25 protein-coding genes are annotated in these 25,643 nt (G+C 68.8%); 8 read left to right on the forward strand and 17 right to left on the reverse strand.

Translation table 11 applies throughout. From position 1 onward, the window contains the following. Window positions 1-801 (reverse strand): SDR family NAD(P)-dependent oxidoreductase, encoded by an 801-nt coding sequence (locus BMY74_RS34480; RefSeq protein ID WP_089922955.1) that lies wholly within the window; start codon window positions 799-801, stop codon window positions 1-3. A gap of 128 nt (window positions 802-929) precedes the next feature. On the opposite strand from BMY74_RS34480, the gene BMY74_RS34485 reads away from it, so the two are divergent. Both BMY74_RS34485 and BMY74_RS34490 read left to right on the forward strand, forming a co-directional pair. Continuing rightward, entirely contained in the window at window positions 930-1,682 is a 753-nt protein-coding gene (locus BMY74_RS34485; protein ID WP_089922957.1) for an SDR family oxidoreductase, read from the forward strand. Window positions 1,683-1,687: 5 nt separating this feature from the next. Further along, window positions 1,688-2,140, forward strand: coding sequence for a MaoC family dehydratase (locus BMY74_RS34490; RefSeq protein ID WP_177230067.1), 453 nt, complete (start codon window positions 1,688-1,690; stop codon window positions 2,138-2,140). On the opposite strand, the gene BMY74_RS34495 is transcribed toward BMY74_RS34490, so the two are convergent. Beyond that, window positions 2,141-2,707 carry a TetR/AcrR family transcriptional regulator gene (locus BMY74_RS34495; RefSeq protein ID WP_245786513.1) on the reverse strand — a complete coding sequence of 189 codons (567 nt, stop codon included), beginning with the start codon at window positions 2,705-2,707 and terminating at the stop codon, window positions 2,141-2,143. 38 nt (window positions 2,708-2,745) lie between these two features. Between BMY74_RS34495 and BMY74_RS34500 the strand changes: the two genes are divergently transcribed. Continuing rightward, the gene (locus BMY74_RS34500; RefSeq protein WP_089922964.1) at window positions 2,746-3,801 is read left to right on the forward strand and encodes a DUF2855 family protein; all 1,056 of its coding nucleotides are present in this window, start codon (window positions 2,746-2,748) and stop codon (window positions 3,799-3,801) included. Here BMY74_RS34500 and BMY74_RS34505 read toward each other — a convergent pair. Next, entirely contained in the window at window positions 3,791-3,973 is a 183-nt protein-coding gene (locus tag BMY74_RS34505; RefSeq protein ID WP_143091815.1) for a DUF397 domain-containing protein, read from the reverse strand. The two genes, BMY74_RS34500 and BMY74_RS34505, sit on opposite strands and share 11 nt — an antisense overlap. 8 nt (window positions 3,974-3,981) lie before the next feature. After that, window positions 3,982-4,764, reverse strand: coding sequence for a helix-turn-helix domain-containing protein (locus BMY74_RS34510; protein WP_177230068.1), 783 nt, complete (start codon window positions 4,762-4,764; stop codon window positions 3,982-3,984). A gap of 97 nt (window positions 4,765-4,861) precedes the next feature. Here BMY74_RS34510 and BMY74_RS34515 point away from each other — a divergent pair, with 97 nt between their 5' ends. Next, window positions 4,862-5,119: a hypothetical protein gene (locus BMY74_RS34515; RefSeq protein WP_089922971.1), complete on the forward strand. Its 258-nt coding sequence runs from the start codon at window positions 4,862-4,864 to the stop codon at window positions 5,117-5,119. A gap of 2 nt (window positions 5,120-5,121) precedes the next feature. Here BMY74_RS34515 and BMY74_RS34520 read toward each other — a convergent pair whose 3' ends face one another. Genes BMY74_RS34520 through BMY74_RS34545 form a run of 7 tightly spaced genes read right to left on the reverse strand, consistent with a single transcriptional unit; the run spans window position 5,122 to window position 12,036 of the window. Beyond that, window positions 5,122-5,664, reverse strand: coding sequence for a 3'-5' exonuclease (locus tag BMY74_RS34520; protein WP_245786514.1), 543 nt, complete (start codon window positions 5,662-5,664; stop codon window positions 5,122-5,124). Window positions 5,665-5,687: 23 nt separating this feature from the next. Next, a complete protein-coding gene (locus BMY74_RS46385) occupies window positions 5,688-6,392 on the reverse strand; it encodes a hypothetical protein (RefSeq protein WP_245786515.1) in 705 nt (234 codons plus the stop codon). Further along, window positions 6,379-7,797: a vWA domain-containing protein gene (locus BMY74_RS34525; protein ID WP_089922976.1), complete on the reverse strand. Its 1,419-nt coding sequence runs from the start codon at window positions 7,795-7,797 to the stop codon at window positions 6,379-6,381. Before BMY74_RS34525 ends, BMY74_RS46385 begins: the two co-directional genes overlap by 14 nt. Continuing rightward, complete coding sequence (locus BMY74_RS34530; protein ID WP_089922978.1) at window positions 7,794-8,909, reverse strand: hypothetical protein; 1,116 nt, start codon at window positions 8,907-8,909, stop codon at window positions 7,794-7,796. Before BMY74_RS34530 ends, BMY74_RS34525 begins: the two co-directional genes overlap by 4 nt. 14 nt (window positions 8,910-8,923) lie before the next feature. After that, on the reverse strand, window positions 8,924-9,682 hold the full coding sequence (locus BMY74_RS34535) for an SDR family NAD(P)-dependent oxidoreductase (RefSeq protein WP_089922980.1): 759 nt from the start codon (window positions 9,680-9,682) through the stop codon (window positions 8,924-8,926). After that, entirely contained in the window at window positions 9,682-10,878 is a 1,197-nt protein-coding gene (locus tag BMY74_RS34540; protein WP_089922984.1) for an acetyl-CoA C-acetyltransferase, read from the reverse strand. The genes BMY74_RS34535 and BMY74_RS34540 overlap by 1 nt, the downstream gene beginning before the upstream one ends. 12 nt (window positions 10,879-10,890) lie before the next feature. Continuing rightward, entirely contained in the window at window positions 10,891-12,036 is a 1,146-nt protein-coding gene (locus BMY74_RS34545; protein WP_089923283.1) for an acyl-CoA dehydrogenase family protein, read from the reverse strand. A 93-nt stretch (window positions 12,037-12,129) separates the two neighbouring features. On the opposite strand from BMY74_RS34545, the gene BMY74_RS34550 reads away from it, so the two are divergent. Further along, window positions 12,130-12,753, forward strand: a complete 624-nt coding sequence (locus tag BMY74_RS34550) for a TetR/AcrR family transcriptional regulator (protein ID WP_089922986.1) — start codon at window positions 12,130-12,132, stop codon at window positions 12,751-12,753. Here BMY74_RS34550 and BMY74_RS34555 read toward each other — a convergent pair. Together BMY74_RS34555 and BMY74_RS34560 are read right to left on the reverse strand one after the other, a co-directional pair. Then, a complete protein-coding gene (locus BMY74_RS34555) occupies window positions 12,746-13,018 on the reverse strand; it encodes a GlsB/YeaQ/YmgE family stress response membrane protein (protein WP_089922988.1) in 273 nt (90 codons plus the stop codon). The genes BMY74_RS34550 and BMY74_RS34555 overlap by 8 nt on opposite strands. A 96-nt stretch (window positions 13,019-13,114) precedes the next feature. Then, window positions 13,115-13,894, reverse strand: coding sequence for a sporulation protein (locus BMY74_RS34560; RefSeq protein WP_089922990.1), 780 nt, complete (start codon window positions 13,892-13,894; stop codon window positions 13,115-13,117). A gap of 181 nt (window positions 13,895-14,075) precedes the next feature. Here BMY74_RS34560 and BMY74_RS34565 point away from each other — a divergent pair, with 181 nt between their 5' ends. The 3 genes from BMY74_RS34565 to secA2 all read left to right on the forward strand — a co-directional run bounded on the left by BMY74_RS34565 (window position 14,076) and on the right by secA2 (window position 20,693). Then, entirely contained in the window at window positions 14,076-17,000 is a 2,925-nt protein-coding gene (locus BMY74_RS34565; RefSeq protein WP_089922993.1) for a carboxyl transferase domain-containing protein, read from the forward strand. A 10-nt stretch (window positions 17,001-17,010) separates the two neighbouring features. Further along, window positions 17,011-18,312, forward strand: coding sequence for an MFS transporter (locus BMY74_RS34570; RefSeq protein ID WP_245786516.1), 1,302 nt, complete (start codon window positions 17,011-17,013; stop codon window positions 18,310-18,312). 95 nt (window positions 18,313-18,407) lie between these two features. Beyond that, window positions 18,408-20,693, forward strand: a complete 2,286-nt coding sequence (secA2, locus tag BMY74_RS34575; RefSeq protein WP_218159840.1) for an accessory Sec system translocase SecA2 — start codon at window positions 18,408-18,410, stop codon at window positions 20,691-20,693. Between the two features lie 3 nt (window positions 20,694-20,696). Here secA2 and BMY74_RS34580 read toward each other — a convergent pair whose 3' ends face one another. The 4 genes from BMY74_RS34580 to BMY74_RS34595 are packed head-to-tail and all read right to left on the reverse strand — an operon-like array spanning window position 20,697 to window position 25,582. Beyond that, window positions 20,697-20,969 carry a hypothetical protein gene (locus tag BMY74_RS34580; protein ID WP_245786532.1) on the reverse strand — a complete coding sequence of 91 codons (273 nt, stop codon included), beginning with the start codon at window positions 20,967-20,969 and terminating at the stop codon, window positions 20,697-20,699. A 43-nt stretch (window positions 20,970-21,012) separates the two neighbouring features. After that, window positions 21,013-22,125 (reverse strand): aromatic ring-hydroxylating oxygenase subunit alpha, encoded by a 1,113-nt coding sequence (locus tag BMY74_RS34585; protein WP_089922999.1) that lies wholly within the window; start codon window positions 22,123-22,125, stop codon window positions 21,013-21,015. Continuing rightward, the gene (gene solA, locus BMY74_RS34590) at window positions 22,122-23,219 is read right to left on the reverse strand and encodes an N-methyl-L-tryptophan oxidase (protein WP_089923004.1); all 1,098 of its coding nucleotides are present in this window, start codon (window positions 23,217-23,219) and stop codon (window positions 22,122-22,124) included. Before solA ends, BMY74_RS34585 begins: the two co-directional genes overlap by 4 nt. After that, window positions 23,216-25,582 carry a GcvT family protein gene (locus BMY74_RS34595; protein ID WP_089923006.1) on the reverse strand — a complete coding sequence of 789 codons (2,367 nt, stop codon included), beginning with the start codon at window positions 25,580-25,582 and terminating at the stop codon, window positions 23,216-23,218. The genes solA and BMY74_RS34595 overlap by 4 nt, the downstream gene beginning before the upstream one ends. Window positions 25,583-25,643 lie beyond the last annotated feature (61 nt).

Here is a 25,643-nt window from a genome sequence, read left to right on the forward strand (position 1 = left end):
TCAGTTCTCCTTGAGCGCGATGGTGACGGGGTCCTTCTGGGCGGCCTGGATGCGCGAGCCGTCCGCGGCGCGGGGGCCGGGCGGGTTGCGGAAGCCGAACGGCTCCGGGGCACGGCCTGCCTGGACGAACCAGGCCTCGCCGGTGCCCGAACCCTCCACAATGGACATGAAGGCGTCCACCACGGCGGGCACCGGGATGATCGGCATGCCGATCTCCTCCAGCGTCGAGCGCAGCGGCACGATGATGTTGGTGTCGGCGAAGCCGGGGCAAAGGGCGTTCACGCGCACGTCCGGGTGTGCGCCGCCGAGAGAGCGCACGAGACCGACGACGGCGGCCTTGTTGGCGCCGTAGACCGGGTCGCCGGGCATCGGCATGAGGCCGGCCATCGACGCCGTGGCGATGATCTGGCCGCCGCGCTTGCGCACCTCGGGCAACGCGTAGTGGGCGCCGTAGACGACACCGTCGAGGTTGATCGCCATCGCGCGGCGGTACGTCTCGACGTCGAAGTCGTCGCCCAGCGAGCAGCCGGTGCCGATGCCGGCGTTCAGGAAGGCGATGTCGAGCCCGCCGAACTCGCGGACGGCGAGCGCAACGGCCTCCGCCGAGTCCGAAGGGACCGTGACGTCGCAGCGCACGAAGACGCCGCCGACCTCGTCGGCAACGGCTTTGCCCTGGTCAGCGTCCACGTCCGCCACGACGACGCGAGCGCCGTGCGACGCCAGCCGCCGGGCGGACGCGGCGCCGATGCCGTTGGCTCCGCCGGTGATGAGCGCGACCTTGCCGGTGAGTTCCACGGGCACCTGCCTCCTCGTAGTGCGACATTCCGACCAGTCGGTATGGTCGTCCGCACAGGCCTGGACGTCAAGCTGACTGATAGGTACGTTACTAAGCGCTTGCTTAGCTCACCACCGAAACCGAAGGAGGACCCGTGGCCGACAGGGTTGCGATCGTCACCGGCGCGGCTCGTGGCATCGGTGCCGCGGTCGCGCAGCGCCTCGCCGCGGACGGCCTGGCCGTCGCGTTGCTCGACCTCGACGAGCAGGGTGTGCGCGACGGCGCCGACAAGATCGTCGCGGGCGGTGGGCGCGCCATCGGCCTCAAGGTCGACGTCGCCGACGAGGAGCAGGTCAACGCCGCGGTCGCGAAGGTCGCCGAGCAGCTCGGTGCGCCGACCGTGCTCATCAACAACGCGGGCGTGCTGCGCGACAACCTGCTGTTCAAGATGTCCGCGAGCGACTGGGACACGGTCATGAACGTGCACCTGCGCGGCGCGTTCCTGATGAGCAAGGCCGTGCAGGCGTTCCAGACGAAGGAAGGCTTCGGCCGCATCGTCAACCTGTCGAGCACCAGCGCGCTCGGCAACCGCGGCCAGGCCAACTACGCCGCCGCCAAGGCCGGTCTCCAGGGCTTCACGAAGACCCTCGCGATCGAGCTCGGCAAGTTCGGCGTCACGGTCAACGCGATCGCGCCCGGTTTCATCGTCACCGAGATGACCAAGGCGACGGCCGAGCGCATGAAGATCTCGTTCGAGGACCTGGTCAACGGCTCCGCGGCCGCCATCCCGGTCGCCCGCGTCGGGCAGCCGGAGGACATCGCGCACACCGCGTCGTTCCTCGTCAGCGAGGGTGCCGGGTTCGTGTCCGGCCAGGTCATCTACGTCGCCGGCGGACCGAAGGACTGAGGCGGATGCGCGCGTTCGAGAACATCGACGAGCTGGTCGCCGCGAAGGGCCAGCACCTCGGTTTCGGCGAGTGGCACGAGATCACGCAGGAGCAGGTCAACCTGTTCGCCGACGCGACCCTCGACCACCAGTGGATCCACATCGACGTCGAGAAGGCCGCCAAGGGCCCGTTCGGCGGACCGGTCGCGCACGGCTACCTGACGCTGTCGCTGGTGCCCTACCTGGTGCGGGACGTCTACACGGTCAAGAACATCAAGATGGGCGTCAACTACGGCAGCAACAAGGTGCGCTTCCCGCAGCCGGTGCTCGTCGGCGCCAGGGTGCGCGGCGGCGTCGAGCTGCTGGACGTCACCGACATCGCGCTGGGCAAGCAGCTCGTGACCAAGGTCGTCATCGAGATCGAGGGCAGCGAGAAGCCCGCGTGCGTCGCCGAGATCGTCAGCGTGATCGTGCCCTGATCAGGCCTTGAGACTGTGGATCAGCAGGTCCGCGTAGTGCTGCGCCAGCTGCCCGGGCGGGATGTCCCCGTCCGGGCGGTACCAGGTGCCGAGCTGGTGCAGCGACCCGAAGAAGTAGTACGTGGCCACGTCCGCGGGCACGTCGGCGCGGAACGTCCCGTCCCGCTGGCCCTCCTCGACCAGCCCGCGGAACTTCTCGTGGTAGCGCCGCCGCTCGGCCCGCACCTCCCGCTGCTTCTCCTCGGAGAGGTGGTTCATCGACCGGAAGAACACCTTGGCGGCGTCGAAGTCGTCGACGCTGGTGACGATCACGTCGATCGCGGCCTCGCGCAGCCGTTCGGTGACCGGCCCGGTGCTCGACGCGATCTTCTCGAGGTGTTCGGTCTGCAACCGCAGCAGCCGCCCGTAGATCTCGTGCAGCAGGTCGTCCTTCGACCCGAAGTAGTGGTACATGGCGCCCTTGGTGACGCCGGCGCTCTCCACGATCTCCTGCACGGCGACCCGCTCGTAGCCCTTGTCCGCGAAGAGGCGGGTGGCGGCGTCGATCAGTCTTTCAGGCACGGTCACGACCGGAGAATACCTCCGACCAAGGAGAAGCGAAGGCAATGATCAGTCGCTGGACCGTCGTCGTCGACCGCGGCAACCTCGCCGAAACCGAAGTGCTGCACGACGAACTGCCCTCCGGGTCCGATCTGTCCGACTGCGAGGTCCTGCTGCGCGTCAGCCGTGTCGGACTCACCGCCAACAACGTCACCTACGGCGTGATCGGTGACGTCCTCGGCTACTGGAACTTCTTCCCGGCGGGCGGCTCTGGTCAGGGCGTGGTGCCGGTGTGGGGCTTCGCCGACGTCGTCGACTCCACAGTGGACGCCCTGCCCACCGGTACCCGCGTCTACGGCTACCTGCCGATGGCGAGCCACTTCGTCGCGCGGGCACGCCTGACCTCGTCCGGTTTCGTCGACACCGCCGACCACCGGGCCGAACTGCCCGCCGTCTACAACAGCTACCTGGTGACGTCGTCCGACCCGGCCTACGACGCGAACTCGGAAGACCTCCAAGTGCTGTACCGGCCGCTGTTCCTCACGTCCTTCCTGCTCGCCGACCAGCTGGTGGACAACGACTTCCACGGCGCCCGCACCGTCGTGATCTCGTCCGCGTCCAGCAAGACGGCGTTCGGCACGGCCCAGTGCCTGCGCGGGCAGGGCGTCCGGCTCGTGGGTCTGACATCGCCGCGCAACGTGGAATTCACCAAGGGTCTCGGCCTCTACGACACCGTGCTCCCCTACGACGCCGCCGTGGACGTCGAGCCTTCGGTGTACCTGGACTTCAGCGGGTCGGCCGACGTGCGGTCGGCGCTGCACTCACGGCTGGGCGCCGAGCTGAAGAAGGACGTGTCGATCGGGCTGACCCACAAGACGCCGTCGCAGGACTCGCGGTCGGAGTTCTTCTTCGCGCCGGACCAGCTGCGCAAGCGCACCGCGGACTGGGGCTCGGACGGGTTGGCTCAGCGGTTCGGCGAGGCGTGGCGCGGGTTCACCGCCCAGGCCGCTGGCTGGGTCGCGGTCGTTCAGCACCACGGGCCGGACGAGCTGGTCGAGGTGTGGCAGGCGGTGCTGGCGGGCAAGGCGAACCCGGACACGGCCGACGTGATCAGCTTCTGACCTGGTCCTTGACCATCGCGAGGAACGCAGCCCAGGCGGGCGCCGCGACCGTGGCGTCCTCCTGGCCTTTCGAGTCGCGGATGCGGGCACCGGAGCCGTCCAGGGCGATCTCCACGCAGTCGCTGTCCTCCGCGCCATTGCTACGGCTGCTCTTGCGCCACACGGCAGACACCTCGATCCCTACCTCTCTGCAGCCAGCCTCCCGATCCACTCAGCGGACTCGTCCGGCGCCAGCGCCAGCTTCGAGAGGTGCTTGAAGACCAGCCTACTGGCCTTCACCTGTTCAACGTCCTCGACGTGCGCGGCACCGGCGGGGTGCTCGACGTAGAGCACGGTCATGTCACCGGGGTAGGCGAAGTCAAGCAGGAGAAACGACCCGTTGAAACCGTCGTTCAGACCTGCGGCGTTGGGCAACACCTGCACCGACACGTTGGCCCGCTGGCCCGCGTCGTTGATGTGCAGCAATTGCTCGCGGTCGGCCTGGGGAAAGGCCGCTTCGGCGATGATCGCGTGGTACTGAAGCCCACTGGCGAGCCGTTCTTGCCGTCGAACGCGCACCGCGACCTGGTTCTCGATCCACTTCCGTGATCGCTGAACTTGCCAGCCCTGGAAGACCGCCCGCATGTAGCTCTCGGTCTGCAACAAGCCGGGAATGTATCCCAACGAGAACGCGCTCACTCGGACGGCGTCGTGCTCCAGGCTGATGTAGCCGTGGTTCTCGATGCCGTACGGGTGCCACCAGCCCTTCTCGCTGGCGCGCTCCCACATCTCGATGTACGGCGCCTCCTCCGACACGAGCACGCCGTACAGATCTAGCATCGCGCGCATGCCGTGGTACTCCGGCAACTGGCCGTTCTCGATGCGGCTCAGCTTCTGGTAGTTGTACCGCAGCCGGTACGCCGCCTCACGCTGGCTCAGCCCGGCGCGCTCACGCAGCCTCTTCAACGCCTCGCCGAGGCGCACCTGCCGGAACGTGGGGTCGGACATGACCCAAACGTTACGGACGAGGTCTGACATTCGTGAATCACGCTGGCGGGGTCTGATGAGGACCGTCCACTGCATGGAGTACGTCCACAGCATCCAGTACCACCGCCGCAGCCGGAACGGTCGCCTGACCCTCTCCTACGTCGAGTCCGTGACGGATCATGGTTGGTACATAAAGAAAGAAGCCGACTGGAAGTCGCGCTACACGATCGCCTGCGCCACCGAATACCTCGCCAGGGTCTCAGCCGAGGCAGGCACCTTCGCCATCACCGTCTGGCGGGAGTCCGAACGGGTCTGCACGGTCGGCATCGACTGGAATCCTCCGAACAGGTGATCTCACCGGCGGATCAACCCGGCCAGCAACCCGGCGATGTTGAACGCGTCGTCGTGGCCGCGGTGGTGCGTGCCGTCGATCCTGCGCCCGGTGAGCCGCACCGCCTCGGCCATGCCGACCTCGCGCGGCAACGCGTGAGCGAGCGCGAACAACGTCTTGACGTTGACGTGCCGCGGCCCGAACGGGTAGCGGACGCCGAAGTCGGCGCACTGCCGTTCGAACATCTTCCGGTCGTAGTCGCCGTACGAGGCCCAGACGCGGCGGTCCGAGCGGAACTCCTTGCGCAGCAGGGAACACGCCTCGGCGAACGACACGCCGGAGGAGACCTGCTCGGTGGTCAGGGTCGTCAGCGAGGTACAAAAAGGACTGACGGACGACCGGGAAGGCCGCACCAGCACCGAACGGCGCTCGCCGCGCTTCCCCGAAGCGACCTCGAGCGGGCAGATCCCGATCTCGATGATCTCCGACACCTCACCGGGAGGCGGCGAGCCCTCCCAGCACGTCGACTCCACGTCGACCACCAACACCTCGTCCAATGCGATCACGCCGTTGATCGTCCCCCACGCGTCTACTGGAATACGACGACCGGGAGCACGACGATCTCGCCGGTGGCGGCGTTCCAGGACTGCACCTTGCCGAGGCAGCGGGCGTTGAACTGGCCCGGTGGGAGGGTGTCGCGGAGGCTCGCCCGGTCGCATTCGACGCGGACCGTGCCGCCGCCGACCGGGGAGTGCAGGACGGCCGGGTCGTCGCCGTCCCCCACCTCGAAGCGGCCGTGCAGGGAGACGTAGTCGCGGATGTCGTTGAGGCGCATGGTCCTGCCTCCGTGCCGGGAGTCGGCTCGGATGGTCTGCGCGGTCAGGTCGACGTCCACCACGCCGTGGGCGGCGCGGAGGCCCGCCAGGACGACGCCGATGACGTCGATCTCGGTGGCGGGTTTCTCGTAGGTGTCGGTGTTCTGCTCCACGACCGAGCCGTCCACGCCTATGCCGAACTCGCTGGGGCCCACCTGGAGCTTGCCGTTCTTGGTGACGGTGATCTGCTTGACGAACTGACGGGTCACGGCGTCGTCGTAGCGGCCCACCTTGCACAGGTTGATCATGCGCTGGGCGTGGACGTAGAACAGGATGCCGGGGACCTCGGGTTCCACCTCGCGGCGGCGGATCCGGTGCCAGACAAGCGCGAGCACCGCTATCAGCGCGAGCACGGTCGCCGTCCAGACGAGGATCCAGCCCCACGAGACCGACCACCAGAGCGCTCTATCGACAGCCACGGATCTCCCTCACCGCTTCCAGCAACGGCTTCGCGCCGGCCTCGACGAGACGGCCACCGCTCGCCTGGGCCACCCGGTCCAACTCGGCCGTGGAAGCCTCGCCGAACCTGATCGGGTACACGGGCACTTCGCCGCGGCCCACCCGCAGGAACTCGTCGACCGACGGGCCCGCGTTGTTCTCGCCGTCGGTCATCAGCACGACCGCCGTCTCCCCTCGCGCCAGCTGCAACCCGCGTTCCAGCGCGGCCCAGATCGCGGTGTTGTCCCGCAGGTCCTCGGACGCGACGACGGCGAGCAGCGCGTCGAGGTCCTCGCGACCGCGCACGGTGATCGAACGCTCTTCCAGCACCGTGCCCGCGAACCGGATGATCGTCACGGTCTCCCCGACGTAGAAGCGGTCGAACCCGTTGAGCGACGCGAACGCCTCGCGCAGGCCGGCGAGGCGCGGGCCGCGCATGGACGTCGAGTAGTCCAGCACGAAGACCACCTGGCGGCCGTCGCCCGCGCGGTCGTGGAACAGCAGCAGCCGGTCGATCACCTCGGAGCTGTCCGGGAAGTAGAGCGCGGTGCCGAGGTCGGCGCGCAACTTCTCGTTGCGCCGCACGGACGGCTCGACCGGGCGGCGCCAGGTGCGGTCGGCGATCATCTGCTGGGCGGCAGGCGCTCGAAGCCACTCCACCACGCGGTCGTACACCGCCCGGTGCTCGGGTTTGAGCAGCATCAGCGGGTAGTCCGACAGGACGATGCCGTCACGCGGGTAGACGATCTCCAGCGGTTCCGGCAGGGAAGCGTTGAGGGACAACAACTCCGACTCGTGGGCGACCAGCCCGTCCACATCGGACCGCCGGGTGAACTCGCCCACCGGGTCCGGCACGTCGAACGCCCGTCCCGCGAGGAAACCCTGCAACCGGTCGCAGCTCACGTCCTCGGGCCTCAGGGGCGCGCCGGTCCCCGCGGCCGCCGTGGCGACCCCGATCAACGCCGCCATCCCACCACCGGACACGCGCGGATCCGCCATGCCGTAGCGGAACTGGCCCAGCGCGGCCCGGTCCGCGACGTCCGCCCACGTCGGCCGCTCCCCGAGCACGGCTCGCTTCGACCGCTTCACCCCGAGCACCACCGGGGAGGTCATGACGCTCGTCGCCAGCTCGGGTTCGGCGCCGCGCAGCCGCAGGAACCTGGTGGTGGACAACCAGGCCAGGTCGAAGCCGTCGAGCGACCTGCTCGCCTCGACCGTGCCGCGGTGCTCCACGGCCAGCTCGATCCCGGTGGCCTTCTTCAGCTCCGCGAGCACCGGTCCGAGGTCGGCCAGCTCCGTGCTCGCCAGCACCGTCAACCGGACCGGCGGCGTGCTGGACGTGCACGCGGTCAGCAGGAGCAGCAGGACCGCCGCCAGCACCCTCACTTGCACTCGCCGACGACGTCGAGCATGCGCTCGAAGAGCTCCGCCCTGGGCAGCTCCACCCTGCCCTTCGCCCCGGCAGGCGGTTCCGGCAGTCCGCGGGACGCGATGTAGGTCCCGAAGTCGGCGCCGGTCTCCCCGTTCCACCCCAGCGAGTGGAAGCCCAGTTCGACCGCGCGGCGGCGCAGGTCCGGGTCGTTCATCATCAGTTCGCCGATCCGGTCGCCCTCCGGCGTGAACGAGATCAGCTCGGGCGTGCTCTGGTGCTGCTTCTCCGGGTAGAGCAGCACCCGTTCGGTGTCGACGCTCTTCTGCCGCAACTGGTAGGCGATGTACTGGTGTTCGTAGATCACCGCGATGACGGCGTGGGTGCGCCCCTCCGGCACGAAGTACTTCGGGGCCATGTCGTCACCGGCCTGGCCCTGGGCGTCGACGTACGGCTTGACCTCCCGCGCCAGCTTCTCCGCCGCCTCGACGGTCTGCGGCGGCTCGTCACCGAAAGCGGTGGCGAAGAACCCGACCAGCGTCGCGCCCGAATAGGCCTTGCAGGGGTCCGGCGACTGCACGGTGATCCGGTTCTCGTTGGCCAGGCCGTAGTCCCGCCACCGCTTGCGGTCGTCGGAGAGTTTCTTGAACTCGTCCATCTTGAGGTCGTAGTAGAGGTCGCCGTTGCGGGTGGCTGCGCCGGCCTTCACCAGCGCCTCGGCGTACTCGCGGAACGTGGCGAGCACGACCGGCGTGAAGAACGGCCGGTACGGCACCACGTGCTTGCCCGCCCGGCGCGACTTCACCTGCTCGTTCGCCACGTGCCCGGACGGGAACACGAAGTGGTACGAGTCGAGGTCGGGCTTGTTCGCCAGGTCGCGGGACCCGACCGGCGTCACGTGCACCTGGTAGCCGCGGGCCATCAGGATCCGCTTGACCTGCTCGTCCTGGAAGAAGTCGCGCTTGGAGGCGAACAGCGCCCGCACGACCGTCACAGACCGGAACGGGCCGGTGACGTGCCCCGACACGAGCAACACCACCAGCCCGGACACGAACACCGCCAGCGGCGGCACGAACCACAGCAGGAACCGTCTTCGCGGGTCGACCACCTTGAACTCGGGCTCCCGCACGGCTCCCCCTGGAGTCAGACGATCACGGCACCACCGTCGACGACGAGCGTCTCGCCGGTAACGTAACCGCCCGCGGGCGAGGCGAGGAACAGAACGGCCGCGGCTAGTTCTTCCGGGTCGCCGATTCGCCCGGATGGCAGAGAGGCCTGCATCTTCTCGAGGTACCCGGGCGGGTACTGGTCGGTCATCTCCGAGGCGAAGAACCCGGGACAGATCGCGTTGACGCGGATGCCCTTGCGACCCGTCCACTGCTGCGCCAGGTCCCGCGTCAGGCCGAGCAGCCCGGCCTTCGACGCCGAGTACGCGGCCTGGGGGATGCCGCCGGTGACGAGCCCGAGCACGCTGGAGATGTTGATGATCGAGCCGCCGGACTTCATGACCGAGGCCACGGCCTGCGCCATCCAGTAGGCACCGTTGAGGTTGACGTCCACGACGCCGCGGAACTCCTCCGGCGTCTCCCGCGAAGCCGGCACGGCCGACGCGACACCCGCGTTGTTCACCAGCACGGCGACGGTGCCGAACTCGGCCGCCGCACGGGCGACCTCGCGGCAGTCCTCCGGCTTCGAGACGTCGGCCTGCACGACCAGGGCGCGCTGCCCGGCGGACTCGACCAGTGCGGCCGTGTCCTTCAGCTTGTCCGCACGACGGGCCGCGAGCACGACGTCCGCACCGGCTTCGGCGAGGCCCTTGGCGAACGCGACGCCGAGCCCCGAGGACGCGCCGGTGACGATCGCGACCTTCCCGTCCAGGCGGAACTTGTCCAGGATTCCCACTACGAAAGCCTTTCCAGGATGATCGCCATGCCCTGGCCGCCGCCGACGCACATGGTCTCGAGGCCGAACTGGGCGTCGCGGGCCTGCATGCCGTTGATCAGCGTCGTCATGATCCGGGCGCCGGTCGAGCCGAACGGGTGCCCGAGCGCGATCGCGCCGCCGTGCACGTTCAGCCTGTCGATGTCGATGCCCAGCGCGCGCTGGGAGCCGAGCACCTGCACGGCGAACGCCTCGTTGATCTCCACCAGGTCGATGTCCGAGATGGACAGACCGGCGTGGCCCAGGGCCTGCTTCGTCGCGTCGACCGGGCCGAGACCCATGATCTCCGGCGAGAGGCCGGAGACGCCCGTGGACACGATGCGCGCCAACGGGGTCAGGCCGAGCTCGCGGGCCCGCACGTCGCTCATGACCACGACCGCGGCCGCGCCGTCGTTCAACGGGCAGCAGTTGCCCGCGGTGACCGTGCCCTCGGGGCGGAAGACGGTCTTCAGCTGGGAGACCGCCTCGTAGGTCACGCCGGCGCGCGGGCCGTCGTCCGTGGAGACCACGGTGCCGTCGGCCAGGGTGATCGGCGTGATCTCGCGGGCGAAGAACCCGTCCGCGATCGCCTTCTCCGCGAGGTTCTGCGACCGCACGCCGAACTCGTCCTGGTCGTGCCGCGAGATCCCGAGCTGCGTCGCGACGTTCTCGGCCGTCTGGCCCATCGCGATGTAGTAGTCGGGCAGCTTGCCGTCCAGGCGCGGGTCGGTCCACGGCGCGTTGGAGGCCGCCGTGTCCAGGGTCCGTTGCTGCGCCTCGTCGAACAGCGGGTTGAACGACGGCGTGCCGGAGTGCATGTACCGCGACACGCACTCCACACCGGCCGAGATGAACGCGTTGCCCTCCCCCGCTTTGATGGCGTGGAAGGCCATCCGCGCGGTCTGCACCGACGAGGCGCAGAACCTGTTCACGGTCGTGCCGGGCAGGCCGTCGTGGCCGAGCTGCACGGCGACGCGGCGCGCGATGTTCTGGCCGTGCTCGTCCTGCGGCTCCGCGCACCCGAGGTGCAGGTCGGTGATCTCGGACGCCGGGATGTCGCCCAGCGCGGCCGAGATCACCTGCGCGGCCAGGTCGTCCGGCCGCATCGACGCGAGAGAACCCTTGCGGGCACGGCCGATCGGCGACCGGGCGGTGGAGACGATGACTGCTTCCGGCATGTCGTTCTCCTCCTACAGGCCCAGGTCGCGGCCGATGAGTTCCTTCATGATCTCGTTGGAGCCCGCCCAGATCTTCGTGACGCGGGCGTCCATCCACGCGCGGGCGACGCGGTACTCGGTCATGTAGCCGTAGCCGCCGTGCAGCTGCACGCAGGCGTCGATGACCTCGTTCTCGATGTCGGCGCTCCAGTACTTCGCCTGTGCCGCCTCGACCGGGCTCAGCTCGCCGCGGACGTGCTGCATCGTCAGCGTGTCGACGAACGCCTGCGTGACGTCGAGCTTGGTGCGCAGCTCCGACAGCAGGAACTTGTTGTGCTGGAACTTGCCGATCGACTGCCCGAACGCCTTGCGCTCCTTCACGTACTCGAGCGTCTCGTCGAAGATGCCCTGCGCGTGCGCGAGGTTCGAGATGGCGGCGCCGATCCGTTCCTGCGGCAGGCGCTCCATCATGTAGATGAAGCCCTGGCCCTCCTCGCCGATCAGGTTCGCGGCGGGCAGGCGCACGTCGGAGAAGAACAGCTCCGCGGTGTCGGACGGGTGCTGGCCGACCTTGTCGAGCTTGCGGCCGCGCTCGAAGCCCGCCATGCCGGTCTCGACGGCGAACAGCGAGATGCCGCGGGAGCCCTTCGACGGGTCGGTGCGGGCCGCGACGACGATCATGTCGGCGGTGTAGCCGTTGGTGATGAACGTCTTGGAGCCGTTGAGGATCCAGTCGTCACCGTCGCGCACGGCGTTGGTCTTCAGCGCCGCGAGGTCGGAGCCGCCGGACGGCTCGGTCATCGCGATGCCGGTCTTGATCTCGCCGGTGCACATGCCGGGCAGCCAGCGCTGCTTCTGCTCCTCGGTGCACAGGTCGACGAGGTAGGGCGCCACGACGTCGCCGTGGATGCCGATCGAGGACGCCACCGCGGCGTTGACCCGGCACAGCTCCTCGGCGAAGACGGTGTTGAAGCGGTAGTCGTTCGCGCCGCTGCCGCCGTACTCCTCCGGGATCTCCAGACCCAGCAGGCCTTGGCGACCGGCCTCGAGCCACACGTCGCGGTCGATCACCCGCTGCTCGATGAACTTCTCGATGTTCGGGGTGATCGTGCGCTCGACGAACGCCTTCGCCGACTCCCGGAACGCGGCGTGATCCTCGTTGAACAGCGTCCGCTGCACCACTGACCTCCATACTAAGCGGTTGCTTAGAGCTAAGCGCACGCTTAGCGTGCAGTACGATCCATCACCTGTCAACACGCTAGGAGCCGCCCGATGACGACGACCGGACTGGACGGGTTCGCGCTGCTCGACGAGACGTGGCGCACGGTCACCCCCGAGGCCGCCCGCCGGATGCTCATCGCGGCCGTCCAGGCGTTCGCGGACAAGGGGTACCACGCCACGACCACGCGGGACATCGCCTCACGGGCCGGGATGTCGCCCGCGGCCGTGTACATCCACTACAGGTCCAAAGAGGAGCTTCTGTTCAACATCTCGCTCGTCGGCCACGAGACGTCGCTCGCGCTGCTGTCGAGCATCGAGGGGCAGGACGCGGTGGAGCGGCTGAAGAACGCCGTGGCGGCGTTCGCGGGATGGCACGCGGAGTTCCACACGACGGCGCGGGTGGTGCAGTACGAACTCGGCGCCCTCTCGCCCGAACACCACGAGCAGGTGGCGGGGCTGCGCCGGCAGATCGAGCAGCGGATGCGCTCCTACATCGCGGACGGCGTGCGCGAGGGCGTGTTCGACGTCCCCGACCTGAAGGGCGCGACCCTGGCCGTGCTGTCGCTCTGCATCGACGTCGCGCGCTGGTACCAGCCGGAGGGCAAGCGCACCCCGGACGAGATCGGCGCGATGTACGCCGACCTCGTCCTGAGGATGGTCCGTCCGGCTAGCTGACCGACTTGCGGCCGTACACGCCGGCCACGACCGACACGCCGACCGCGGCGACCACGACCTGGACGATCAGCTCGATCCAGTCGATGCCCGGCGTGTCCTCCACGCCGAGCAGCCGCGCGATCCACGTGCCGATGAACGCGGCCACGATGCCGACGATGATCGTCAGCCAGATCGGGATGCTCTGCTTGCCCGGCGCGAACAGCCGGCCGAGCACGCCCAGGATCAGGCCGATGACGAGCGCACCGATGATGCTGCCGATGCCCATGCCGCCTCCTCCGCGATGATTTCGGATCTTGGCCGAGATCATCCCTTCAGCGGACAGAACACGCAGCACGAGGCCTAACGCCATCGACCGTTCGGGTTACCAGCGGCTGCCGGAGACCTGCGCCATCCACTGGTTGATCGTCGCGGTCCAGTCCGTACCGACGGCCTGCTGGTGCGAGACGGCGAAGCGGCCGTAGGCGTCACCACCGGCGCGGAGCAGGCCGGCGCGCTTGTCGGCCTCGAGGATCACGTGCAGCTCGTGCGGCGTCGTGACGAACGTCAGCTCGACCTGCTTGAGGCGGCCGGAGAACTGCGGCGGCGGGTAGAACTCGATCTCCTGGTAGAACGGCAGCTGCTGCGGGACGCCGTAGATGCGGCCCTTCTCGTTGTCCGCCTTGGTGAAGCGGAAACCCATCTGCCCGAACGCCTGGAGCACGGCGTCCTGCGACGGCAGCGGGTGCACCCAGATCGGGTCGAGGTCGCCGGGGTCGACGGCGCCGCGGACCTCGAGCTCGGTGCGCAGGCCGAGCCGCATGCCGTGCAGCTGCCCGCCGCCCACGACGTTGATCGGGCACTCGAAGGGCACCGGGACCTGGAACGGCAGCGAGATGTTCTGGTGCGGCTGGGCGAGGATCCGCTGGCCCACGGAGAACTTGTGGAACTCCATGTTGGTGTTGTACTCGTTGTCGCCGCTCTCGACCTCGACGCGGGTGAGCAGCGCGAGCGTGACGTGGTCGATCTCGGCCGGGTGGTCGCCGCCCGCGATGCGCACCTCGCCGGACAGCACCTCGCCGGGCCGGACGTTCGGGTTCGTCAGCACCGTGTCGACCGTCGGCCCGCCGACACCGAACGCGCGCATCATCCTCTTGAACACCACTGCGGCCTCCTGAAAGCCCTTCGCATGTTTGCGGGGAGTCTGCCAACTGGATCGCCCATTCGCGGCGAAGTGTTCCGTTGACGCCTCAGCACCACGATCGGTTCCGTATGGACTTCCGTTCACTTCAGATGGCAACATGCGACCGCCGTCACATACTAAGCGGTCGCTCAGGAGGTAACCCGTGCTGCTCGTCGCCAACCGGGGTGAGGTCGCCGTCCGCGTGCTGCGCGCGGCCGCTGACCTGGGGATTCGCACCGTGGCGGTGTACGCGGAGGACGACGCCTCGTCGCTGCACGTGACCCTGGCGGACCGGGCCGTGGCGCTGCGCGGGCCCTCTCCATACCTCGACGTGGACCAGCTGCTGGATGCCGCCGAGGGGTGCGTCGCGGTGCATCCGGGGTGGGGGTTCCTGTCGGAGAACGCGGCTTTCGCCCGGGCGTGTTCCGACCGCGGACTGACGTTCGTCGGGCCGTCCGCTGACGTTCTGGAACTGCTCGGTGACAAGCGGCGAGCACGGGAACTGGCGGCGTCACTGGGGATTCCGGTGCTGGACGCCCCACCCGGCACGTTCCCGGTAATGGTGAAGGCGGTCTCCGGCGGTGGCGGCAAGGGCATGCGGGCGGTGTTCGAGCCCTCCGAACTCGACGGCGCCGTCGCCGCGTGCCGGGCGGAGGCGCTGGCGGCCTTCGGGAACGACGACGTCTACTTCGAACGGCTGATGCCCTCCGCCCGGCACGTCGAGGTGCAGCTGGTCGGCACCTCGGTGATCGGCGACCGCGACTGCTCGGTGCAGCTGCGGCACCAGAAGCTCGTGGAGATCGCGCCCGCTCCCCTGCTGGACCCGGTGCTGCGCAAGGCGTTGCACTCCGCAGCGGTGTCGATCGCCTCGGCCGTCGGGTTCACCGGGGTCGGCACGGTCGAGTTCCTGGTGTCCGGGGACTCGTTCGCGTTCCTCGAGGTGAACCCCCGGCTGCAGGTCGAGCACACGGTGACCGAGATGGTGTCCGGAGTGGACCTCGTGCGCACCCAGCTGCTGCTCGCCTGGGGCGGTGACGTGGACTTCACGCCCCACGACCGCGGTGCGGCCGTGCAGGTGCGGGTCAACCAGACCTCCGGTGGCGTTCTGGGGGCGTTCGCGCTGCCGTCCGGCCCTGGCGTGCGGGTCGACACGCACGGGTACGTCGGCTACCGGGTCGGGACGCGGTACGACGGGCTGCTCGCGAAGCTCGTGGTGCACGGCGAGGACCTGGACGTCGCCCTGAACCGGGTGCGGCGGGCGTTGGGCGAGTTCCGGATCGAGGGCGTTCAAACGAACCTGGAGTTCCTGCGGGGACTTCTGGCGCGGGACGTCGTCGGCACGACGACCGACTTCGTGGTCGAGGAGCCCGTCACGGGCATGCGGGCGCCGCTGGCCGGCACGGTGGTCGAGGTGTCCGCGGACGCCGTGGTGCTGGAAGCGATGAAGATGCAGCACGTCGTCCGGGTGTCCGGCGAGGTGCTGGTGTCCGTCGGTGACACCGTGTCCGAGGGCCAGGTGCTGGCTTCCGGCGTCGGTGATTCCACTGAGGACGTTGCCGAGATCGATCCCTCTTTCGTGCGCCCGGACCTCGACGAGGTGCTGGCGCGGCACGACTTCTCCCGCCCGGAAGCCGAAGCGAAACGGCACGCACGGGGTGGACGGACCGCGCGGGAGAACATCGCCGACCTGTGTTCGGAGTTCGTCGAGTACGGCGGCCTCGCGATCGCCGCGCAACGGCAGCGCAGGTCGCTTCCGGACCTGATCGAGCGCACGCCCGCGGACGGGCTGGTGGCCGGCATCGGCGTGGTCAACGGTTCACGGGTCGTGGCGATGTCCTACGACTACGCCGTGCTCGCGGGCACCCAGGGCATGCGCAACCACCAGAAGAAGGACCGGCTCTTCGCGTTGGCGCAGCAGGAGAACCTGCCGGTGGTGCTGTTCGCCGAGGGCGGCGGCGGACGTCCCGGCGACACCGACCACAGCATGGTCAGCGGCCTCGACTGCGGCTCGTTCCACGCGTTCGCCCAGCTCAGCGGGCAGGTGCCGTTGATCGGCGTGGTCGCCGGACGGTGCTTCGCGGGCAACGCGGTACTGCTCGGCACGTGCGATGTGATCATCGCGGTGGAGGGCGCGAACATCGGCATGGGCGGCCCGGCGATGATCGAGGGCGGCGGGCTCGGCGTGTTCCGGCCGGAGGAGATCGGGCCGCTGGACGTGCAGGTGCCCAACGGCGTCGTGGACGTCGTGGTCGGGTCCGAAGAAGAAGCGGTGACCGTCGCGAAGAAGTACCTCTCGTACTTCCAAGGCACTTCGGCTGAATGGGCTTGTGACGACCAGCGCCTGCTCCGCCACGCCGTCCCCGAGAACCGCCTCCGCGCCTACGACGTCCGCGCCGTCGTCGACACCCTCGCCGACACCGGCAGCGTGCTCGAACTCCGTGCGGGCTTCGGCAAGGCGATCATCACCGCGCTCGTCCGCGTCGAGGGCCGTCCCATCGCGATCATCGCCAACGACCCGATGGTGAACGGCGGCGCCATCGACGCCGACGCCGCCGACAAGTGCGCCCGCTTCCTCCAGCTCGCCGACGCGTTCGACCTGCCGGTCGTCTCCCTGACCGACACCCCGGGGTTCATGGTCGGCCCGGACGCCGAACGCACCGCCACCGTCCGCCACCTCACCCGCATGGTCGTGACGGGCGCCAACCTGACCGTCCCCTTCGGACTCGTCGTGCTCCGCAAGGCCTACGGCCTCGGCGCCCAGGCCATGGCGGGCGGCAGCCTCAAGGTGCCGCGGTTCGCGATCTCCTGGCCCACCGGGGAGTTCGGTCCGATGGGGCTCGAAGGCGCCATCAAACTCGGCTTCAGGAAAGAACTCGACGCCATCGAGGACCCGGACGAGCGGAAGACGCGGTACGACCAGATGGTCGCGATGGCCTACGAGCACGGCAAAGCCCTCAACGTCGCCTCGGTCTTCGAGATCGACGACGTGATCGACCCGGCCGACACGCGCCGCTGGATCGCCACGGCGCTGGCCCCCGCAACTTCCCGTCCCCAAGGGAAGAAACGCCCGTTCATCGACACGTGGTGAAGGAGAATCCGTGGTCAGCGTCGCCCCTGCGGAACAGAAGACCTTACGCCGGCTGATGGCAGCCGGACTCGTCGGTTCGAGTCTTGAGTGGTACGACTTCTTCATTTACGCGACTGCCGCGGCACTGGTGTTCCCCAAGCTGTTCTTCCCCGAGGCCACACCGATCGTGGCCCTGCTCCTGTCCTTCAGCACGTTCTGGGCGGGCTTCATCGCGCGCCCGCTCGGCGGCCTGGTGTTCGGGCACGTCGGTGACAGGGTCGGCCGCAAACCGGCCCTCGTCATCTGCCTCGCGCTGATGGCCGGGGCCACGTTCCTCATCGGCCTGCTGCCCACGACGGCGTCCATCGGCGTCGGTGCTCCCCTGCTGCTGGTCCTGCTGCGCTTCCTGCAGGGCATCGCGGTCGGCGGGCAGTGGGGCGGCGTGGTCCTGCTGCTGACCGAGTCGGCGGGCCCGCGCAAACGCGGTTTCGCGGGCACGTTCGGCCAGGCCGGCGTTCCGATCGGCGTGCTGCTGGGCAACGTCGCCTTCATCAGTGCCACGACGTCTCTCTCACCGGAGGCCTTCGCGTCGTGGGGCTGGCGCGTGCCGTTCCTCGCTTCGGCGCTCCTCTTCCCCGTGGTGCTGTTCATCCAGCTGAAGGTCGAGGACAGCCCGGTCTTCAAGGAACTGCAGGAGCGCCGTGCGAACGCTCCGGCCGTGAAGCACGCACCGCTGAAGGAGGCCCTCCGCACGCACCGCAAGCCGATCCTGCTCGGCGCGGGCCTGATGTTCGCCTCGAACGCGATCTTCTACGTGTCGATCGCCGGCGTGCTGTCCTACGCGACGACCACGCTCGGCCTCTCTCGCGAGTCCGTGCTGGTCGTGAGCCTGCTGTCCTCTCTCGTGAGCGTCCCGGTGATCCTCTACGCCGGTGCGCTGAGCGACCGGATGGGACGGCGGCCGCTGATCATCGCGGGCACGGTCGGCCTGATCGTGTGGGCGTTCCCGTACTTCCTGCTCGTGGACACGGGCTCGCTGCTGTTGCTGTTCGTCGCGAACACGGTCGGAGGCGTCGCGTCCTCTCTCGTGTACGGGCCGATCGCCGCGTACCTGGGTGAACTGTTCGCGCCGCACGTCCGGTACTCGGGCGCCTCTCTCGCCTACCAGCTGGCGTCGATCCTGGTCAGCGGCGGCACGCCGTTCGTGATGACCGCACTGCTGGGCGCGACCGGGACGTCGATGTCCGTGTCGGCGTTCCTGCTGGTCATGGGCTTGTGCACGCTGGTGTCGGTGCTGAAGCTGCCGGAGACGCACCAGCCGGAACGGGCCTGATCAGGGACTGTGAAGGCCCGACATAACGACCAAATCGGGCCTTCACAGTCAAGACCTCTGCGGAACCTGGAGCCGATGCCGTACGTTGGCGCGTCGTGACCACTCTCATGGCGCGCTTCAAGCAGCGGATGCGCAGGTTCGCGCAGAAACCGGGCTCGGTCGACCTCGCCCCGTTCCAGGCAATGCTCAAGGACGTGGAGAAACACGCTGACGCGTTCAAGGCGTTCAGCGACGAGGAGCTGACCGCCCACGCGAAGAAGCTGCGCGAGGAGAGCACGGACACCGAGCTCGTCGCGCTCACGCGGGAGGCCGCGGAGCGCGCGATCGGGCAGCGGCCGTTCGACGTGCAGGTGCTGGGCGCCCTGGGCATGCTGAGCGGCCTCGTGGTCGAGATGGCGACCGGTGAGGGCAAGACGCTCGCCGGCGCGATGGCCGCGGCCGGGTTCGCGATCAAGGGCAAGCGCGTCCACGTGGTCAGCGTCAACGACTACCTGGCCCAGCGCGACGCGGAGTGGATGGGGCCGCTGTACCGGCTGCTCGGGGTCGAGGTGGGCTGGATCAACGGCTCGTCGAAGGCCGAGGAGCGCCGCGAGGCCTACCAGCGCGAGGTCACGTACGCGCCGGTCAGCGAGATCGGGTTCGACATCCTGCGCGACCGGATCGTCACGAGCCCCGACGACATCATCGTGCCCGAGCCCGAGGTGGCGCTGATCGACGAGGCCGACTCGGTGCTCGTCGACGAGGCGCGCGTGCCGCTCGTGCTCGCCGGCTCGACCAGCGCGGAGGCGGCCGACCCCGTCATCGCCGACCTGGTCAAGCGGCTGCGGCAGGAACTGCACTACGAGATCGACGACGAGGAGCGCAACGTCTTCCTCACGGGTGCGGGGTCGGAGGCCGTCGAGCGGGCGCTCGGCGAGATCGACCTGTACTCGCAGGAGCACGTGACGTCCACGCTGTCCAAGGTCAACGTGGCGCTGCACGCGCAGGTGCTGCTGCACCGCGACGTCGACTACATCGTGCGTGACGGCAAGGTGCACCTGATCAACGACACGCGCGGCCGCGTTGCGAAGCTCCAGCGGTGGCCGGACGGCCTGCAGGCCGCGGTCGAGGCCAAGGAGAACGTCCAGACGACCGAGTCGGGCGAGATCCTGGACTCGATGACGGTGCAGGCGCTGCTCTCGCGCTACCCGACGCGCTGCGGCATGACCGGTACCGCCGTCGCCGTCGCGGAGACGCTGCGGGAGTTCTACGAGCTCGAGGTGCTCGTGATCCCGCCGAACAAGGAGAACATCCGCGAGGACGAGCACTTCCGCCTCTACGCGACGCTGGAGCAGAAGGAAGACGCGATCGTCGAGGAGATCAAGAAGGTCCACGAGACGGGCCGCCCGATCCTCGTCGGCACGCTCGACGTCGCCGAGTCCGAGCGGATCTCCTCGAAGCTGCGCGCCGCGGACATCGAGTGCGTGGTGCTCAACGCGAAGAACGACGCCGAGGAGGCGTCGATCATCGCCGACGCCGGCTCGTACCGGCGCATCACGGTCTCCACGCAGATGGCCGGTCGCGGTACGGACATCCGCCTCGGTGGTCACGAGGGCGAGGACCACGACCGGATCGCCGAGCTGGGCGGCCTGTACGTGATCGGCTCCGGCCGCCACTCGTCCTCACGCCTGGACGACCAGCTGCGCGGCCGCGCGGGCCGTCAGGGCGACCCCGGCGGCTCGGTGTTCTTCTCGTCCATGCAGGACGACCTGATCACCCAGTACGCGCCGGACGCCGAGGACCCGTCCGAAGTGGACAACGACGGACGGGTGCACGACAAGGGCCTGCTGCACACCTTCGAGCACGCCCAGCGCGTGGCGGAGGGCGTGAACCTGGAGATCCACCGCAACACGTGGCGTTACAACAAGCTGATCGAGCACCAGCGCGAGATCCTGCTCAAGCACCGCGACGTCGTGCTGCGCACGAACGCCGCGTTCGAGAAGGTCGGCGAGAAGGAGGGCGCTCCCGACGAGGTGGCCGCCGACGCCGCCCGCAAGATCACGCTGTTCTTCCTCGACGACCTGTGGACGCACCACCTGACGTTCCTGTCGGACCTGCGCGAGGGCATCCACCTGCGTGCGCTGGCCCGGCAGAACCCGCTCGACGAGTTCCACCGCGAGGCCATCCCGGCGTTCAACAAGATCGTGCCGGAGTCGTGGGAGCTCACCAGGGAGAAGTACGAGGCGGCCAAGATCACCGACGAGGGCTACGACCTCGCCGATGCCGGGGTGAAGCGCCCCAGCTCGACGTGGACGTACCTCGTGCACGACAACCCGTTCGGCTCCGGCTTGGAGGAGACGATGAAGGGTCTCGTGAAGATGGTCCGCGGCCAGCGGCGCTGACGGTCAGATCTTCCCGGGGACGACGAGGTCGTCCGCCGGTCTGGCGGGCCGGGGCAGCGTCTCGGCCCGTCTGGCGTTCCCGGTCACCGCCGCCGCGGTCATCTCGTCGGTCAGCTTCCTGATCTCCGCGAGTATGTCCAGGTGCTCCTGCGACGGCGGCGGTCCCACGAAGTTGGACCTGTTGTGCGCCGTCCGTTCCGCCCGCTCGGCCAGCAGCCTGATGCGGCGGAGGAGATCGGGCTCCCCTTGGGGGAGCAAGAAGTTGGTCTGCTCCATCACCCGTGCCAGCTTTCGCGTGCACGGGTGACGAGTCGATCCCCTAGTCGGCTGATTCCAGTTTGCGGACCAGCCACGCGTGGAATCCGCCGATGTGGTGCTCCGAGGGCACCAGCACCCCTCCCTGCGCGTAGGCGCGGGACGCCATGGCGGGCTGGCATCGCTCGCAGGCTTCGAAGTCCTGTTCGTTCACCCGGTGGAACAGCTCGACCGAGCGAGAGACGTCACGCCCGGTGTCCACGACTTCCTTGGCGTAGAGCCAATCGCACTCGACGACCGTCCGGTCCGCGGCCAGCGGGTACATGCGGTGGATGATCACGTGGTCCGGTACGAGGTTGATGAACACCTGCGGTTTGACCGTGATCGCGTAGTACTTCCTGTCGCGTTCCTCTTCCAGGGCGGAGAGCTTCTCGAATCCCTCGCTGCCGTCGACGGTGAAGCCCTTGATCTCGTCACCGAACTCCGCGCCGTGCCCGACGTAGTACTGCGCCGCGTAGCCGTCGGCGAACTCCGGCAGCACCTCGGTGAGCTCGGGGTGGATGGTCGCGCAGTGGTAGCACTCCATGAAGTTCTCGATGATGAGCTTCCAGTTGGCCTTGACGTCGTAGACGATCCGTTTGCCCACGGACAACTGGTCGATCTCGTAGCCGTCGAGGGCGTCGAGCGTTCCCAAACGTTCGGTGACGGCGCTCAGCACGTCGTCCTCGAAGGTCGGAGGTTCGTCGGCGAGGTTCACCCACACGTAGCCGAGCCATTCGCGCAAGTGCACCTTCGTCAGTCCGTACGCAACGCGATCAACGTCCGGCATCGAGGTGAGGTTGGGTGCGGCGATCAGGTTTCCGTCCAACGCGTACGTCCAGGCGTGGTAAGGGCACTGGAACGCCCGTTTGACGCTGCCGGCCTCGTCGACGCAGATGCGCGCGCCGCGGTGCCGGCACACGTTCAGGAACGCGTTGAGGGCGCCCTTGCGGTCACGGGCGATGAGCACGCTCTCCCTCCCGACCTGCACCGTGCGGAAGTCGCCGGCGTTGGGGAGGTCGCCCGAACGGACCGCGCAGAACCACATCTTCTCGAAGATGCTCGCCTGTTCCTGCGCGAAGATCGCGGGATCGGTGTAGTAGCGGCCCTCAAGGGTGGAGATCAGGCTGCCGGTCATGCTCCGCCTCTCAGACGAGCAGGGTCGAACAGGGCGATCGGGTGCCGCGTGGCCCCGTCGATCGTGAGGTCGGCGAGGATCTCGCCGACGACGGGCACGAACTTGAAGCCGTGCCCCGAGAAGCCGCACGCCACGGTCACGCCGCCCTCGCGCGCGATGACGAAGTGCCGGTCCGCGGTGTTGGTGTAGAGGCAGGTCGCGGCGCGCTGGAACGTTCCCGCCACACCGGGCATCGGTGGCCCGGTGGCGTTCGCCATCGTCTCGACCTCGTGGGCGTGCACCGTGCGGTCGATGGTGTCGGGCGTGCAGGGCTGACCGCCGTGGTGGAACGCGACCTTCACGGCGCCGTCGATCTCGGGGAAGCCGTAGAACCGCGTGCCGTCCGCTCGGTCCCAGATGTAGACCGGGTGGTCGCGGAAGTCCTCGCGCGGGGTGAAGTAGAACTGGACGGCACGTTCGATCTCAAACGGGATTCCCAGGTGTCCCAGCAACTCCGGCGCCCACGGCCCTGGGCACACGACGACGTGCCCGGCCTCGTAGGTTCCGCGGGACGTCGTGACCCTGCCCGGCTCCCAGTGCGTCACCGGTTCCTCGAAGTGCAGTTCGGCGCCTACCCGCTCGGCGAGCGCGAGATGCGCCCGCACGGCGTTCTCCGGCACCACGTACCCCGCGCCCTCCTCGTGGAGCGCGATCTCGTCCGGCACGGGGTTCAGCCGCGGGAAGCGGGCGCGGATCTCGTTCGCGTCCAGCAGTTCGTGCCGGATTCCCCACTGCTCGGCGCTGGCCCGGCTGCCCCTGATCGCCGCGGAGTCCGGCGCGCCGACGATGATGCCGCCGACGCGGTGGAAGATCCGTTCGCCGCTGTCCCGCTCGACCTGGTCCCACATCTCGTGCGCCCGGAGCAGCAACGGCACGTACGCCGGGTCCTCGAAGTAGGCCTGCCGAGTGATGCGCGATCCGCCGTGGCTCGACCCCCGCGCGTGCACGGGCGTGAACTTCTCGAGCCCCAGCACGCGCAGACCGCGCTGGGCGAGCCGGTAGGCGGCGGCGCTGCCCATTCCGCCGAGCCCGATCACGATGACGTCGTGGGTCATCCGCGGAGTCGCTTCATCTCGGGGTCGAAGAGCGGCTCCGGTGCCGGGCGCGCGGTGACCTTCCGCCCGAAGTACTCGATCTCCACCTCGTCGTCGATCTCGCTGGGCAGCCAGGCGTACGCGATGTTGAGGCCCGTGGTGTACCCGTAGGCCGCGCTCGTCACGTACCCGACCGGTTCGCCTTGGTGGAACACGGGTTCACTGCCCAGCACGACGCTGTGCGGGTCGTCGATCGTCAGGCAGGTGAGCTTCTTGGTCGAGGTGAGGTTGTGCAGCGACCCCTTGCCGAGGAACTCCTTGTCCTGCCGCACCGCGAACCCCAGGCCCGCCTCGAACGGGTCGTGCTCCGTGGTCATGTCCGTGCCCCACGACCGGTAGCCCTTCTCCAGGCGCAGGCTGGTGAACGCGCCGCGCCCGGCCGCGATGACGCCGTGCCGCTGTCCGGCCTCCCACAGCGTGTCCCACAGCTTCGCGCCCAGGTCCGCGGTGGTGTAGAGCTCCCAGCCGAGTTCGCCCACATAGGACAGTCGCAGCGCGGTCACCGGGACGTTCTTGATGAACGCCCGTTGCGCGGTGAAGTACCCCTTCTGCGTGTCCATGGTGTGCGGGAGGTCGTTGATCAGGTCGCGGGCGAGAGGACCCCACAGGCCGATGCAGCACGTGCCGGCCGTGATGTCCTTGATGAACACGTCGGCGGGAGCGTGCCGGGTGAGCCAGTCGAGGTCGAGGTTGCCGTTCGCGCCGACCTGGAACGTCGTGGCGTCGAGGCGCGCGACCGTGAGGTCGCTGCGCACCCCGCCCTGCTCGTCGAGCAGCAGCGTGTAGACGACCGCTCCCGGCTTGCGCTGGAGGTTGTTCGTCGTCATGTGCTGCAGGAACTCCAGCGCGCCCGGTCCGCTGACCTCCAGCCGCTTCAACGGGGTCATGTCGAACAACGCGACCCGCTTGCGCGTCACGAGCGCCTCGGCCCCGCAGATGGGCGACCAGTAGCGGCTCGCCCACTCGTCGCGGTGCGGGACCTCGGCGACCTCGGGCAGCCCGGCGTTGGCCTCGTACCAGTGCGGCCGCTCCCAGCCGGACGCCTCCAGGAAGAACGCGCCGAGCTCCTGCTGCCTGCTGTAGAACGGGCTCGTGCGGAGCGGCCGCGGGCTTTCCATGGGCTGCAACGGGTGCAGCAGGTCGTAGACCTCGACGAAGTTCTGGCAGCTGCGTTCCAGCACGTAGTCCGGCGCGAGCTGCACCTGCTCGAACCGGTTGAGGTCGCTCGAGTGCAGGTCCAGCTCCGGCTGCCCGTCGACGATCCACTCGGCCACCGACCGCGCCACGCCCGCGGAGTGCGTGATCCACACGGCCTCCGCGACCCAGAACCCGCGCAGGCCCGGGTGCTCGCCCAGCAACGGCATCCCGTCGCTGGTGAACGAGAACAGCCCGTTGAACCCGCTCGCGACCCCGGCCTCCGCGAGCGCCGGGACCAGCTCGACCGCCGACTGCCAGGACGACTTGAAGTCCTCCTCGGTGAACGGCAGCTCCGAGCCGGTGATGTCCTTTGCCGCGATCGGCATGGGCTTGTGCCCGTACGCGCCGATGCCGAGCGCCTGGCCGTGCGAGCGGAAGTACAGGTCGGCTTCCTGATGCCGCAGAATCGGCCGGCGTGCCAACGCGTCCGCGTCAACGTCCAGGTCACCGCTGAACGCGTACTGGTGCGCCATGGGCACGAGCGGCACGGTCAGCCCGACCATCTCGCCCAGCACCGGCCCCCACATCCCGGCGCACGACACGACGACGTCGGCCGCGAACACGTCCGTCCCGGTCCGCACCCCGGTCACGCGGTCACCACTCGTCTCGACCGCGACGACCTTCTGCCCGAACACGAACCGCGCGCCGCGTTCGGCCGCCCGCCGCGCCTGGACCTCGGCCGCCAGCACCGGTTTCGCGAGCCCGTCACTCGGAATGAGGAACCCGCCGAGCAGCTGCTCCCGGTCCAGCAACGGGTGCAGGCGCGCGACCTCGTCCGCGTCGACCAACCGGCTCTGCACGCCCCACGACGTGGCCCAGCCGTGCCGGCGGGAGAGGTCCGCGAGCCTTTCGGGGGTGGTCGCGATCTCGAGGCCGCCGACCTGGTCGAAGCAGCCGAGCGCCGTGTACTTCTCGACGGTGTAGCGGGCGAACTGCGTCATGCTGCGGCACGGGTTCGTCTGGAAGACCAGGCCGGGGGCGTGCGAGCTGGATCCCCCGACCGCGAGACCGGCGGCCTGGTCGAGGACCGTGACGTCGGTGAAGCCCCGTTCGGTGAGCTCGTCGGCCAGCGCGCACCCGACGATCCCCGCCCCCACGAGCACCACGCGAGGCACTGCACCAGGCATCAGGACACCCTTCGCCGCAGTTGCGAGTAACAGAACTCGTTCCGCTATCAGCAACAAAATC

Origin of the sequence: Lentzea albida (genome assembly GCF_900111005.1) — a bacterium.
GTDB lineage: Bacteria > Actinomycetota > Actinomycetes > Mycobacteriales > Pseudonocardiaceae > Lentzea > Lentzea albida.

What these genes read in the sequence shown, in the direction of transcription:
- BMY74_RS34490 (WP_177230067.1), top strand. Translation starts at nt 1,688, where the DNA reads ATGCGCGCGTTCGAGAACATCGACGAGCTGGTCGCCGCGAAGGGCCAG.
- BMY74_RS34500 (WP_089922964.1), top strand. Translation starts at nt 2,746, where the DNA reads ATGATCAGTCGCTGGACCGTCGTCGTCGACCGCGGCAACCTCGCCGAA.
- BMY74_RS34515 (WP_089922971.1), top strand. Translation starts at nt 4,862, where the DNA reads ATGGAGTACGTCCACAGCATCCAGTACCACCGCCGCAGCCGGAACGGT.
- BMY74_RS34540 (WP_089922984.1), bottom strand. Translation starts at nt 10,878, where the DNA reads ATGCCGGAAGCAGTCATCGTCTCCACCGCCCGGTCGCCGATCGGCCGT.
- BMY74_RS34550 (WP_089922986.1), top strand. Translation starts at nt 12,130, where the DNA reads ATGACGACGACCGGACTGGACGGGTTCGCGCTGCTCGACGAGACGTGG.
- BMY74_RS34555 (WP_089922988.1), bottom strand. Translation starts at nt 13,018, where the DNA reads ATGGGCATCGGCAGCATCATCGGTGCGCTCGTCATCGGCCTGATCCTG.
- BMY74_RS34580 (WP_245786532.1), bottom strand. Translation starts at nt 20,969, where the DNA reads ATGGAGCAGACCAACTTCTTGCTCCCCCAAGGGGAGCCCGATCTCCTC.
- BMY74_RS34585 (WP_089922999.1), bottom strand. Translation starts at nt 22,125, where the DNA reads ATGACCGGCAGCCTGATCTCCACCCTTGAGGGCCGCTACTACACCGAT.
- solA (WP_089923004.1), bottom strand. Translation starts at nt 23,219, where the DNA reads ATGACCCACGACGTCATCGTGATCGGGCTCGGCGGAATGGGCAGCGCC.
- BMY74_RS34595 (WP_089923006.1), bottom strand. Translation starts at nt 25,582, where the DNA reads ATGCCTGGTGCAGTGCCTCGCGTGGTGCTCGTGGGGGCGGGGATCGTC.